Annotated in this window: 10 protein-coding genes; 9 read left to right on the forward strand and 1 reads right to left on the reverse strand. The window is 50.8% G+C overall.

Features of this window, described 5'->3' with window-relative positions:
- The first annotated feature begins 47 nt into the window (after positions 1 to 47).
- The 7 genes from PRIO_RS12105 to PRIO_RS12140 all read left to right on the forward strand — a co-directional run bounded on the left by PRIO_RS12105 (position 48) and on the right by PRIO_RS12140 (position 10101).
- Positions 48 to 1226: a MalY/PatB family protein gene (locus PRIO_RS12105; protein ID WP_046502512.1), complete on the forward strand. Its 1179-nt coding sequence runs from the start codon at positions 48 to 50 to the stop codon at positions 1224 to 1226.
- A gap of 130 nt (positions 1227 to 1356) precedes the next feature.
- Positions 1357 to 2601: a stalk domain-containing protein gene (locus PRIO_RS12110; RefSeq protein WP_020432318.1), complete on the forward strand. Its 1245-nt coding sequence runs from the start codon at positions 1357 to 1359 to the stop codon at positions 2599 to 2601.
- Positions 2602 to 3039: 438 nt separating this feature from the next.
- Positions 3040 to 4074, forward strand: coding sequence for a helix-turn-helix domain-containing protein (locus PRIO_RS12115; protein ID WP_046502517.1), 1035 nt, complete (start codon positions 3040 to 3042; stop codon positions 4072 to 4074).
- Positions 4075 to 4235: 161 nt separating this feature from the next.
- On the forward strand, positions 4236 to 5189 hold the full coding sequence (locus tag PRIO_RS12120) for a radical SAM protein (RefSeq protein WP_020428463.1): 954 nt from the start codon (positions 4236 to 4238) through the stop codon (positions 5187 to 5189).
- 819 nt (positions 5190 to 6008) lie between these two features.
- On the forward strand, positions 6009 to 8042 hold the full coding sequence (locus PRIO_RS12130; protein ID WP_020428461.1) for a methyl-accepting chemotaxis protein: 2034 nt from the start codon (positions 6009 to 6011) through the stop codon (positions 8040 to 8042).
- A 190-nt stretch (positions 8043 to 8232) separates the two neighbouring features.
- Entirely contained in the window at positions 8233 to 9564 is a 1332-nt protein-coding gene (locus PRIO_RS12135) for a helix-turn-helix transcriptional regulator (RefSeq protein WP_020428460.1), read from the forward strand.
- 270 nt (positions 9565 to 9834) lie between these two features.
- Positions 9835 to 10101, forward strand: coding sequence for a CD3324 family protein (locus tag PRIO_RS12140; RefSeq protein WP_020428459.1), 267 nt, complete (start codon positions 9835 to 9837; stop codon positions 10099 to 10101).
- Positions 10102 to 10212: 111 nt separating this feature from the next.
- On the opposite strand, the gene PRIO_RS12145 is transcribed toward PRIO_RS12140, so the two are convergent.
- Complete coding sequence (locus PRIO_RS12145) at positions 10213 to 11493, reverse strand: histidine--tRNA ligase (RefSeq protein ID WP_331709835.1); 1281 nt, start codon at positions 11491 to 11493, stop codon at positions 10213 to 10215.
- 391 nt (positions 11494 to 11884) lie between these two features.
- On the opposite strand from PRIO_RS12145, the gene PRIO_RS12150 reads away from it, so the two are divergent.
- Positions 11885 to 12556, forward strand: a complete 672-nt coding sequence (locus PRIO_RS12150; protein ID WP_046502528.1) for an HD domain-containing protein — start codon at positions 11885 to 11887, stop codon at positions 12554 to 12556.
- A 36-nt stretch (positions 12557 to 12592) separates the two neighbouring features.
- Positions 12593 to 14032 (forward strand): DEAD/DEAH box helicase, encoded by a 1440-nt coding sequence (locus PRIO_RS12155; RefSeq protein WP_020428453.1) that lies wholly within the window; start codon positions 12593 to 12595, stop codon positions 14030 to 14032.
- Positions 14033 to 14291: the final 259 nt, after the last annotated feature.

Genomic DNA, 14291 nt, shown 5'->3' on the forward strand with positions numbered 1-14291 from the left:
TCCCCATGTTACAATAAATGAACAAGCAGAAAGGATGGGGATTCTAGTTGAAGTATGATTTTAACCGTATCATTGACCGCCGCAATACCCGCTCCTACAAATGGGACCAGTCTGAGAAGCTGTTCGGAGACAAAGACATTCTTCCGCTCTGGGTAGCCGATATGGACTTTGAAAGCCCGCCTGCCGTGAAGGACGCGATTCTGCGCCGCGTGCAGGAGGGGATATACGGCTATAGCGTGACAAGTGATTCCTACAAATCAGCGATTGCCGGCTGGTACAGCAGACGCCATGACTGGGAGATTCAAAAGGAATGGATTACAGATTCCCCCGGCATCGTTACATCGCTTAGCCTTTCGGTAGAGCTGTTCAGCAACCCGGGCGATCAGGTGATTCTGCAGTCGCCGGTGTATTATCCTTTTTATGATGTGATCCGGATGAATGACCGGAAGGTAGCTATCAATCCGCTGAAACTCGAAGACGGCCATTATGTTATGGATTATGAACAGCTCGAAGAGCTGATGAGCGGCGGCGCCAGGCTGCTGCTGCTGTGCAGTCCGCATAACCCGGGGGGCAGAGTGTGGGAACGGGCGGAGCTGCTGCGCCTTGGAGAACTGTGCCTGCGGTACGGCGTGACAGTCATTTCAGATGAAATTCATTGCGATCTGGCGTTGCCGGGCCATAAGCATATTCCATTCGCTTCTTTATCGAAGGAGCTGTCGGATATTACGCTGACCACACTCGCCGCAACGAAGACATTTAATCTGCCCGGCCTGCAGACCTCGTATATCGTCACCTCCAATCCTGAATTGAGACGGAAATTTGAATACAAGCTGAAGGCGCTCAGCCTGCATATGTCCGCTTTTTTTGCCCCGGAGGCAGTGGAAGCGGCATACAATGAAGGCGGGGAATGGCTGGACCAGCTTATTCAGCATATCAGCAGTAATGCGGAGTATGCCATAAGCTACCTTGCAGAGCATCTGCCGCAAGTGAAGCCAATGAGGCCGGAGGCTACTTACCTGCTGTGGGTGAATTGCCGCGAACTCGGACTTGATCCCGAGGGTCTGAAAAAGCTGATGTACCGCGAGGCCAAAGTGGCGTTTAACGAAGGCTCCATTTTTGGTACGGAAGGCCAGGGCCATCTGCGGATTAATCTCGCTTGTCCGCGTTCAACTCTGACCGAAGCGCTGGAGCGTTTCGCCCGGGCTGCTGCACCTTATGTAAAATAAGAAGGCTAACCAGAAAGGCAATAGTTACAATCTATTAATTTGCTAAAAATACCTGGTTTGGTAGAATGGTAGGAGTGCATGCGGTTGAGAGATTCGAATTCATATCCTACTTAGAATGGGGAATCCGGCAATGAAATGGTTGGCCAAAATAGTATTGTGCGCAGCAGTTACAGCAGCAGGTTTTACGTCACTTCCGGCAGAAGGTGTTAAGGCGGCTGCAGGCGGTGTCAGTATCGTACTCGATGGATATCCGCTTCCTTTTCCGGTAGAACCGGCGGTGATGAGCGGGACTACGATGGTGCCTTTCCGGGCAATCTCCGAGGCACTGGGTGTCAAGGTGGAATGGAATCAGGCGGCTAAGCAAATTACAGCAACCCATAAAGAGGCTTCAGGCACCCAAAAAGTAATACTGACCTTGGGCAGCAAAAGTGCATCGGTGAACGGCTCGGCCGTGAAGCTGGCCGTGGCACCGCAGAACATCCGCGGCACCACGATGATTCCGCTCAGTTTTTTTGGACAGCAGTTCGGTGCAGGCGTAGCCTGGAATCAGGCCACAAAGACGGTGTCCATCACCTCACCGAAAAAAGATTTATATACCCTTGGGTTCTACGCGCAGGGTGCGTACAGTGAGGTTTCCCTGATCCCGGATTTTGACGCTGTTGCCTTTGGCTGGAGCCGGATTGACCGCAGCGGCCAATACACGACCTCGGGGACAGAGTTCAGATGGCCGCAGGCCGCCGGTGATGTCACACCGGAATCAATCGTCCAGAATGCCGCAGCCGGGGGGACCGCTCCTTATCTGATGGTATACTCAGGGGACAAGGAATTGGAGCTGACCAAGAATGTGGAGAATCTGCAGCTTCAGCAGCAGACGATTGCCGGTATCGTAGATACGGCAACACAGAAAGGATTCCGGGGGATTGCCCTTGATCTGGAGGGGCTCGGCATGACCGGGGACAAGGCGGTTGTGCAGAGTCAGTACAACACTTTTGTCAAGAATCTGTCCGCCAAAGCCAAGGCCGCGAACCTCAAGCTTACGGTCATTCTGCATCCGCTCAACAGCTCCTATAAAGGTTATGATTACAAGACGCTGGCCACGATTGCCGACGACCTGGTGATTATGGCTTACGCCTATGAAGGTGAGACCGGACCGGAGCCGATGAACAAGGTGGATGAATCCATCCGTCTGGCCCTCCAGCAGGTCAGCAAGGACAAGCTGATCCTGGGCATTTCGGTATACAGCGAGAATGAGACCTCGGTCAATGCCAAGATCGGCCTGGCCAAACGTTATGGCCTCAAGGGCATCGCCATCTGGCGCCTCGGTCTGATCGGACAGCCAGTGTGGAGTGAAATGGGCAAATCGGTAGAATGGTAGAACTCGCCGGGTTAAGTAAGCGGGTCGGTTATTAATATAGCTTTTAGCGAGCCAAAAGGCTGCCGTTGCCGGCAGCCTTTTGTTTATCCCCTCATTCGTATAGGCCGCTAATTATGTAACTGATAAGCGAATTTGTGTAACCAAGCGGTCATTGAGGATATTTTCAACAAAAAGTTATAATTCAATTGACTATATAGAGTGAACTTGAAAAATTAACAAAAGGGAAAAGGGATGGAGGGGAAGTTTGGAACTGGAGGAGCGAATGCGTCCGCCTTTGTCTGCGGATTTCAACCGCGAACAGCGGTATAAATTGAAGAAATCTGTAGACAACAGCGGCCGGAAGTCCAAACATTCTCCGTAGTCCCGACGAAGTCCCTAATGTAAATATCTTAAGTTCATTCTATATAGTCGCAATGAGATTAATTGGAGGTTAGCTAATTGAATATTGAGATCGGAAAGAAAATAAAAACACTGCGTTTGCAAAAAGGAATGACTCAGGAACAACTCGCAGTAAAACTGAATATGTCGTCCCAAGCAGTATCCAAGTGGGAAAACAACGTAACTATGCCCGATATTCAAATTCTTCCTGATTTATCTGTGATTTTAGGCGTTACAATTGATGAGCTTTTTGCATTAACCGACGATGTACAGCTGGAACGGATCGGAAATATGATTAGCAATGAACAATTTATATCAGAAGATGATTTTAACTATGCTGAGCAATTTCTTATAGAGAAAATGAATGATGACAGCCAAAAATCGCCATGCCTTACGCTGCTGGCTCAGTTGCACATTCATCGCTCAGATGAGCACCGTGAATGGGCCGCCCGTTATGCCAAAGAGGCATTGATATTAGCTCCAGACAGCAAAAGTAATCATAACGCTTTGCGGGATGCAGAGCATGGCGTCATTTTTGACTGGAACTATTCCAACCGCCATAAGCTCATAGAGTATTATCAAAATTTCGTGCTGAATCACCCCGAGTACTGGCAGGCTTATGTTTGGCTTTTGAACTACCTGATTGCAGACGGCAGATGTATTGAAGCAAAAGCAGTTCTGGAACAATTAAACCAAATCCATCCCGGTCATTTATATCAAAAATATGGAGGTCTGATATGCAAGGAAGAAGGTGACTTAACTCAGGCCTTGGCACTCTGGGAGCAAATGACTGAACTGTACCCTGAGGATTGGCTTGCGGTCTCCTCCAGAGGAGACTGTATGGCTAAACTTTGCAGATACGACGAAGCTATAGAATATTACGCCAAAGGCCACGAGCTTCAGCCAAATCCCAAATATACAGATTCATTCGAAGCCATCTCGCATATCTACAAAATTCAGGGAAAATATGATAAATCCATTGAGATGCTCCAGGAAATCATTGCTCTATTGGAAAGTGACTGGAACATCACAGAAGGCAAGACAGTTGATTTTTATCATAGAGAAATAGAAAATCTAAAGATCATGCTGGCATAACCCGTTTAATTTGCTGAAGAAGATGACGTAGCAGACTGCGCCTGCTGATGTTCCGGTTCTATATTAACAACAAATGTCACATTAACTTATGCGGCGAACCTGTATAATTTGTAGGGTTGACCTTAGCGGGAGACATCTTACTTTCAGGAGGAATACAGAGCATGAGCATGAAATATAAATCACTGGAGCTGGATAAACCGCTGACTTATGAGCTGGAGGGGCTGGAGGTCGGGGTAACCTCGAACTGCAATTTCCGCTGCGATTACTGCTGCGCATATAACAGAAATGACGGACAGAGCATCAAAGGCAAAGAAGTGGTCCGCATTCTGGAGGAGCTGCCGAATCTTAAGCGGGTTCGTCTCTCTGGAGGAGAAGTCACCCTCAAATTCGAAGATTGTGTGGAAATTGTCAGCTACTGCACCTCCCGGGGCATTCAGACCCAGTTGAATTCCAATGGAAGCCTTCTGAACGCAGAGCGGATTGAACAGCTGGAGAAGGCCGGGCTGACCACGATCCATATTTCCTTCAACTTTACAACCGCCGAGGCGTTTTCACGTTATTATAATATCCATACCAGCATCTATGACAAAATCAGAGAGAACATCACGATGTTCGCCAAAACCAGTGTGGATGTAGTCCTGGAAACGCTGCTGTTCAATGAGACACAGGATAAGATGCAGGAGATCAGCGACCATGTCTATGCGATGGGGGTTAGAACCCACGAAATCCAGAACAGCATTATTATGGGTCATACCGGCTGGAAGGCGATTGCGGCCCGCGAACAACTGAAGAACGCCGTAAACGAGCTGATTGCCCGTAAAAAAGAGGATACGACCCTCTATTTCACCTGCATGGACCGTTTTATGGAGCAACTGGGCTTTCAGGAGCAGCCCGGGGTATATTTCCCGCACTGCATTGAAGGCAAGAAGCAGCTTCACCTGCACGGCAATGGGGATATTCTGATCTCTGAGCTGTGCCACCCGGTCATTATCGGCAATATCTATAAAGGCACCTCGTTAAAAGACCTTTACAGCAATATGCCTGCACCGCTTTCCGATTTCCTTGACAAGCTTCCTTGCCCGGCACTAGATGCCCTGTTCCCGCAGGAAGTATAATCCTTCGCAATCAGCGGGAAATAGAAGGGACATTTATGGTGTGAAACATATAAATTATATCTTAAACAAGACCGCAGCCGGGTGCTGCGGTCTTGTTTTTAAGATTTATACGGGTAAGCAATTGTATAGGAAATGCGGACAGAGGAGCCCTTATTTTGCCAAAAATCTTGCTTTTTTAGCAGTTACGGACTCAGGAGCCGTTATAACGTTCGATGGAGCCTGGAACAGAGGGGAAAGGGACAAATAGGGCATCTCAGTCCGCATAACCTTCTGAACCGTCTGAATCGGCAAGAATAAAGGCTCTCCTGTCCGCAACGGCTGCGGATCGATCGTGAAGGAAGCACAACGGTCCCTTCAGCATGCCCCTTTCCTTCTGGAGCTGTGGGGAATCCCTGCGGCCGTAAGCCTAATGTTGTTTTCATACGCCAGTTTTTCCACTTAAATCGTTACAGTAGGATTTAAGAGGAGCCGTTCTCCAGATAACCTAGATCCAAGACGGCTGTACTGTCCCGTGGGGGGATGACACAGCCGTTTTTTTCTTGGCTTCCTGTGGTCAATGTTGCCCATAGCTTAGCAATGAAACAAGCACCTGCGCCGGGAGATATTCTAGGCGAGGTGCCAGTTTAGGGTTTGCTTATCCTGCTAAAAACTTAAAACTATAGACCTAGATTTCGACAAAATGCGATAATATATCCTAATTTTCTCCATGTAATATTCACTATTCAAGGCTTAAATCCGATAATTATTGTAATAAATGTTACTGCTTAAAGATGAGAACAGAATTACCTAGGAAATCAGGACGGAAGGATGTAGAAGAAGATGAAGATTCGGATGAAGCTATCGGTATTGATGATCGTCGTTACACTGATTTCTACAGTATTAATGGGGGCTTTTACGTACAGCAAATCCACACGGACCATTCTCAATCTGACCGAAACCTCCATGGCACAGGTGAATACAAACAAAGCACAGACCATCGAAGCGATGATAGACAAAGAAAAGCGCAGCATGGAGCTTGTTGCGGGTGAATCGGAAATTGCCGAGCTGCTGCTGAATTCCGCAAGCGGAGGTCTTGCCAGCGGGGACCCGCTTCGGGCCGAGGTGAATGCCAAGTTTCAGCAGATGGTGAAGAATGCGGGCAATCTGGAGCATATATTTGTGGCCGATATGAAAGGAATAGGGATTGCGGACAGCGATACCAAGCTCATAGGAGCGGATTTCAGCGAAAGAAATTATACGAAAAATGTGCTCAAAACCGCCGGGCCGGTCGTCAGTGAAACGCTGAAGTCCAAATCTACAGGCGCGTATGTCCTCGCTTTTATACATCCGGTGATGAGCGGCGGCAAAATGATCGGTTTCGTGGGTTCAGCCGTCAACGCGAACAGCATTATTAAATATTTGGCCGATGCCAAGGTGGCGAATGCGCCTTCCTCCTATGCCTATCTTGTGGATGAGACAGGCAATATTTTGTACCATCCCGATGAAGCCAAGATCGGATCACCGCTGGAGAACGCACAGATGAAAGCAGTTGTGGAACGGGTGAAGGCTGGTGAGACAGTAGCTGACGGGAATGTAGAATATACCTTCAACGGCGCGGAGAAAAAAGCAGCGTTCACCGTTTTGCCGGAAACGAAATGGACACTGGTGCTCACCGGTGATATTGATGAGGTGATGAAGCCGGTCAACAACATGACGAACTTTATTATTCTGCTGGGACTCGGGAGCCTGCTGCTGACCTTGCTGGTAGGCATCTCTGTGGCTACACGGATTTCTTCGCCGATCATTAAGCTGACAGAGCTAATTAACCGTACGGCAGAACTGGATCTCAAATATGATACACAATATGAGTACCTGACCAAAAATAAAGATGAGACCGGTACGATCGCCAAAGCGATGTTCCATACACGGGCTGTGCTGCGGGAAATGGCCGGCAGTCTGGTTACGATCTCCACCAAGGTGCTGGACAATGCGGAGACGCTGGAGAAGCTGTCCATTGACGTGCGGGAGAATGCCCATGACAACTCGGCGACTACAGAGCAGCTGTCGGCAGGTATGGAGGAGACGGCGGCCTCTACCCAGGAGATGACAGCGGCGATTCATGAGGTTGAGAACAATGTCCGGGTGATCTCCGGACGTGTTAAGGAAGGTGCTGGTGTATCTGTACAGATCACCGAACGGGCTCTGGCGCTGCAGCATGATGCCACCGAGTCCATCAGCAATACCCGGGAAATCTATGATTCGGTAAAAGTGGAAATGCAAAAAGCGATTGAGCAGTCAGACTCCATTCATGAAATCAACGTCCTCGCCGATACGATCCTTTCCATCACCAGCCAGACCAACCTGCTGGCGCTGAATGCGGCGATAGAGGCGGCGCGGGCCGGAGAAGCGGGCCGGGGATTTGCCGTGGTGGCGGGGGAAATCCGCAAGCTGGCAGAGAAATCCTCTGAAACGGCAGCCGGCATTCAGGACGTTGTCAAAAATGTTTACTCTTCCGTGGAACAGATGAAAGGGAATTCCGAGGCAATCCTGGACTTTATTGATCAGAATGTGCTGGGAGATTATGAGCGTCTAGCGGAGGTCAGCGAGCAGTACAACAGTGACGCCACAGCGATTAATGGGCTGATGAGCCAGTTCGAGGAAGCTGCCGACCATCTGAGCGAGACAGTGTCCAGCATTGCTATTGCCGTCAACGAGGTTGCAACTACCGTCAATGAAGGTGCGGTCGGGGTGCAGGACATTGCTGTGAAAACTGCGGATATCGTAGAAAAAACCTTCCACGAAGCAAAAATGGCTGATGAGAATACACAAAGCGCCAAAGAAATGCAGCGGCTGGTGGAACAATTCAAAATATAATGCAGTTAATGCAATCTTTAGCCAGTTTTCATTAGGATTTAAGCTTGCAGGGGTATATTAAATCTATACCCCCCTTTAATATAGTATTTGGCCCCGCCGGTTGCCGGCGGGGTTCTTTTTTTGGCAATCCGGCAGCAGCATTACGACCCGGATTTTTGGTCCATAATGTTACCAAGGGGTGTGGATCAAAATGAGGGATTATTTGCCGAGGCCGGAGGCATATGTATATGAAGAGCTGCATGAGCTGCCGGGCAATCCGGGCCGGGAATTCGGGTCGAAGGCGCAGAATCAACGTGTCCCGGATCACGGAAATTTGCGTAAGAATGACCAAGTACAGTTGCTGCAGGAGAGCTTTTTGCTGCAAATGGTTCGGGACGATTGGCCTAATCTCACAGTGATTAGGGAGCGTCTGCAGCAGCTAGGGCTGGCCCCGCTGGCGGCAGATGATCTGAGGCTGCAGTGTGCAGCGGCAGAGATGAGAATGACATCAGAGATATCGGCAGACCGCCGGGAACGCCGGAACCTGCTGAATCTGGCTTTTCAGAAGCTCTGCCGGGAAACGTCCTCTGATTATAAAGGAATTTATCCGTTTGGCAGCGTTGCAGATTCGGCAATGATGTATTTTCTTGTGATCCTGAAACCGGGAGCGGAGCATGTCCGGAAGACCCGGCGGTTCATGGAGCAGCTGAATCACAGCGTTGCCAGTGAACTGAAGATGGAATGTGTGAGCGGGATTGGCGGGGAAGTGAAGGGACTGAAACGGCTGAAGAACAGCTATGCCTCCTGCATGTTGCCCTGGACCCGGAGCGGCAGCGGTAAGGAAGGGGACGTGCGTTACCGTGACCTGGAATTGGCCCCGGCCTTTACTCCGGAGATTGAACGAAAGCTGAAGCGGGCAATCGAAAATCCCGACATGCACGGCTTCCGCCAGCAGCTGGACAGCCTGATGAACAACGAAAGAGATACACCTGTTGTTACTTTTCTGGCCCTCAGGCTGGTATTGCTGCTTGCCTCCATTGCCAAAAAGTTTGAGCTGGGCAGTTCCTCATTGCAGAGGTACATCTGGAACTCCCGGATGCCCATTGTCAATGCCCGCTCGCACGATGAGGTACGGAGGTTACTGGATGAGCTGGCGCAGCTTGTGATGGAAGAAGTGAAGAAGGTCCGCTTCTCAGACGGCTGGCACCTTATTGAGGCCGTCCGGAAATATGCCGGGGAGAATTTCTGCTGCAGGCTGGAGATATCCTCCCTGGCAGAGATGTTTTACTTGAATGAGGCCGATTTGCCAAGACAGTTCAAGCAGCATGTCGGCATAACCTTCAGCGACTACATTACCAAGCTGCGGATGACCAAGGCAGAACAGCTGCTGCAGGATAACGGGCTCAAAGTGGGCGATATTGCCAGGCTTGCCGGATATTCCGGCTTCAGCGGCTTCAGCACCGCTTTCAAAAAATACAGCGGCCAAAGCCCCAAAGAATACCGGGAACGGTTATCGCAGGGGCGTGCGGCCAGAGGCTGCTGACGGGGAGTGTTTGCATCTCCCTATCAATGGTACAATAAGGAAAAGGTATGTTTCATACCCACCGGATATAGAAGGGAGGATGAGGATGAGTATGAGTATGAGAAGATTAGGGTTCCGCTCTATGCAAGGTCTATGGATGAACAACAATGGCGGTTGTTTGCATAGAGCGGGAAGCATAACACCGCTATAATAGCCTGCAAGAGTAACGTTGTTCATCCTGTAGACTTTGCCACCTTAAAAAGTTTATTAATTTTAAGGAGCGGAGCTGCGATGAAATATGTTAACGCGGATATAGTATTGCCGGAAGATTTGCTGAAGGAAGTCCAGAAATATATACATGGCGGGATGCTCTACGTGCCAAAGCCGGAAGGGATAAAGGCCAAATGGGGCGAGAACTCCGGCGGCAGAGCCTATCTGACCCACAGGAATAATGAGATTCGTAAGCAGTATAGGGCTGGGCTCGGCATTGAGCATCTGGCAGAACAATTCTGCCTCTCCTGCGACAGCATCAAAAAAATCGTCTATGGCAAGAAATAGACGGCTGCAAAGGCCGCATCGGATGTTTGTTCCGGTGCGGCTTGTTTAGCATGTCAGATAGTATATATTGGGGTTTTGGGTGCCGCGCAAAGTGCAATGATATAGATTGAGTTACCTGGCAAGCTTTGCAATAGCTTCTTCCACCGTAAGCAGCTCCTCGCTTTGCTGCGACATATCCTTGAGCCGGAGCTTGCCTTCGGCCGCTTCGCTCTCCCCGACTAGAATGACGTAGCGGATACCTTTCGTGTTCGCTGCGGCCAGCGTTTTCTTCAGCTTGCGTTTCCCGGTATCCACAGCAGTACGGATGCCGGCAGCACGGATGGCAGCGGCTGCTGTCAAGGCCTGCGGCATACACTCTCCGACGGGTATGACCAGCACCCCTGATGTTTCCACACGGACAGCCCGTTCGCCAAGCAGAGCCATAATCGACTCCATGCCGAAGGAAATGCCCACCGTGGGATATTCGATGTCCTCGCGCCCCACCAGCTTTCCGATGATCGAGTCATATCGGCCTCCGCCGCCAAGGCTGGAAGTGTAGGCACCGGAAGCATCGAAGATCTCGTATACCGTCCCTGTGTAGAAGGACAGGCCCCGTGACAGAAAAGGATCGAAGACGCAGGTCTCCGCGAGTCCAACCGCCGCGATCAGCCGCTGCAGAGCCAGCACCTCCAGAGCACCCGGTTCCCCGCCCAGTCCATAGTTCTCCGCCAGCTCTTCAAAAGATGGAGCATCCATGTCCAGCAGCTCCGCGAGCGCACTTACAGCAGCCGGAGCCACGCCTTTCCCTTCAAGCTCCGCGAGCACGCCGCGGCTGCCGATTTTGGCCAGCTTGTCGAGCGTCAGCATCACTGAGAGATGCTCCCCCGCAGGCACGCCAACCGCCGTCAGAATTTCCCCGAGAAACCGCCGGTTGTTCCATTTCAGGGTGACGGCAATCTCCAGTCTGCGGAAGGCTTCCGCCGCAAGCTGCATCAGCTCGGCTTCTCCCTGCGGCCCGGCAATCCCCACCACATCGGCGTCGCATTGCAGGAATTCGCGCAGGCGGCCTTTTTTGACCGGTCCATCGCGGAATACCTTGCCGATCTCATAGCGCTTGTAAGGAAATTCAATGCCCGGATTCAGGGCGATCACTTTGGCAAAAGGAATCGTCAGATCGTAGCGCAGTCCAAGCTGTCGGCCGCCCTGATCGGTAAGCTGATACATCTCGCGCAAAATCTCATCGCCTCCCGCATATTTGGAGGTCAGCAGCTCCAGCTCATTCAGCAGGGTGGTATCCATGGATTCAAAGTCATAGAGTTCAAACAGTTCGCTCAGCGTAGAGCGGACCTTCTGGCGGATGGCCTGCTCCCGGCCGAAATAATCATAGGTTCCTTTGACGTTCTGCATAATCATTAACCCCGTTTCCTTTTTTTTAAAATATAAGAAAGTATAAGTTTCACACAATACTTTATCCTTATATTTCTCGCTGAAACGGATACCGTCCTTTTAAGGACGGTATCCGTTTCTGCTTGGCTCTGTACAAATAAAAAATGCGCCGGACCTCTTGGTCCCGCGCGCAAATATGCGGCAGGGAGGCCAAACGCAAAATGCGTCAGCCCTCCCTGGAAAATGTCAGGAGTGCTAACGCTGCTTGTGGTGATGCTGCCGATTCAGTATGATAGTTATGCTGTTCATGAGCATCAGATCCTTTCTAGGCTGAATTACAGCACATTATAGCGGATCGGGCGAAGTCATGCAAGGCCAGACCGCAGATTCGATCCATAAACAAAGGGAGTATTTTACTATGAACGATACCCAAATCATTGCCGCTGCCGAACAATTCGCCCAAGAGCAACTGGGGCAGGACACCACCGGCCATGACTGGTTCCATACGGACCGTGTGCGCAATATGGCGGGTCTGATCGCAGAGATGGAACAGGCGGATGTGTTTGTCTGCACCTTAGCCGCACTGCTGCATGATGTGGCCGACGAGAAGCTGAATCCCTCCAAGGAAGCAGGGCTGCAAAAAGTACATAGCTGGCTGGCCGGGCATCTGGGTGATGAAGGGCAGATCCGGCATATTCTGCAGATCATTGAAACGATGTCTTTTAGCGGCGGAGGCGGCAAGCCTATGACTACTCTTGAAGGTCAAGTGGTGCAGGATGCGGACCGGCTGGATGCGCTGGGGGCGATCGGGATTACGCGGGTGATGGTTTTTTCGGGGGCCAAGGGACGTCCGGTCTATGATCCGGAAATTGCGCCGCGTGACGAATCCTTGCAGAAGGAGTACCGCGACTATTCCAAGGGAACGGCGGTCAATCATTTTTACGAGAAGCTGCTGAAATTAAAGGACTTGATGAATACCCCCTATGGGCGCAAGCTGGCGGAGGAGCGGCACGCGTTCATGGAGAGCTTTTTGGAGCAGTTTTATAAGGAATGGAATCAAGGAAGCCGGAAGCAGGGAAATCCCGCTTGAACCGGAACAATCGGCATAGAAGAGGTAGATAACTACATGAGTGTATTTAGAGATTACGGGTTAAATGAAGAGATTATCCGCGCGCTGGATGTACTGAATTATCTGGAGCCTACAGAGGTGCAGAGCATGGTCATTCCTGCGGCACTGAAGGGCCAGGATCTCATCGTCAAGTCACAGACCGGCAGCGGCAAAACCGCATCGTTCGCCATCCCGCTCTGTGAACTGGCAGACTGGGCGGAGAACAAGCCGCAAGCGTTGGTGCTGACACCAACCCGCGAGCTGGCTGCACAGGTTAAGGAAGACATCACGAACATCGGGCGCTTCAAGCGGATTAAGGCAGTTGCGTTATTCGGCAAGCAGCCGTTTGCCCCGCAAAAAACCGAGCTTGCCCAAAAAACGCATATCGTCGTAGGCACACCGGGACGTGTGTTCGACCATATCGGGCGCGGCACGCTGCCGCTCAGCCGGATTAGATATCTGGTGATTGATGAAGCGGATGAGATGCTGAGCATGGGATTTATCGAGCAGATTGAACAGATTATCGAGAAGCTGCCCCGTGAGCGCATGACGATGCTGTTCTCCGCGACGCTGCCGGATGCCGTGAAGAGCCTGTGCCTGAAGTATATGCGTGGACCGGTGGACATTGAGATCGAAGCCAGCGGCATTACGACGGCGGCAATTGAGCATGCCCTGATTGAAGTCAGACAAGCCGCGAAGTTTGGGCTGCTGCTTGACGTGCTGGCAGTGGAGAATCCGGACAGCTGCATTATTTTTTGCCGGACGCAGGAGCAGGTGAACGAGCTGTTCCGCAGTATGGCGGACCTGGAGTATCCGGTGGATAAAATCCACGGCGGGATGATGCAGGACGAGCGGTTTGAGGTCATGAACGCTTTTAAAAGAGGCCGGTTCCGCTATCTGATCGCCACCGATGTAGCCGCTCGCGGGATTGATATTGAGAACATCACCCATGTGATCAATTACGATATTCCGATGGAAAAAGAGAGCTACGTGCACCGTACCGGACGCACCGCACGCGCAGGCAAAAGCGGCAAAGCCATCACCTTCGCCACACCGGACGAACACAAGTGGGTCGGGGAAATTGAGCGCTATATCGGATTCAGCCTCCCGGTGATGAAAGCTCCTTCGGAGGATGCTGTGGCCGATGCCAAGCCTGCGTTTGAAGCAAAGCTGGGCAAGCAGCAGGTCCGCAAGAAGGGCAAGACTGAGGTCATGAACGAGGACATCGTGAAGCTGTATTTTAACGGGGGCAAAAAAAAGAAGCTGAGAGCCGTCGATTTCGTCGGCACCATTGCGAAGCTGGAAGGGATCACCGCTGACGACATCGGGATCATCACGATCCAGGACAATGTTACTTATGTCGATATCCTGAACGGCAAAGGCGCGCAGGTGCTGCAGGCGATGAAGGACACCACAGTGAAGGGCAAGCTGCTGAAGGTGCATGTCGCGAAGAAGTAGCAAGTGGAAACGGCTACGCCGTCCTTTTAAAGGACGGGGTGTTTCAGCGAGAAATAGAAGGATAATATAAAGCGTGAAATATATAAATTTGTTCAAAGGACAGGCACGGCTGTCCTGTTTTCCGGCAAAAAGAAAGCGCATACTTTTTTCTTGCCAAACGGTGAAATTAGTGTTATCCTGGCTTTGGGATTGTTACTGAAAAGGCAAAACCCAGGACATGTAGAGACATGTTTTGGGTTTTGCCTTTTTTGTCTCCGAC

This window comes from Paenibacillus riograndensis SBR5 (genome assembly GCF_000981585.1).
Taxonomy (GTDB): Bacteria; Bacillota; Bacilli; order Paenibacillales; family Paenibacillaceae; genus Paenibacillus_AQ; species Paenibacillus_AQ riograndensis.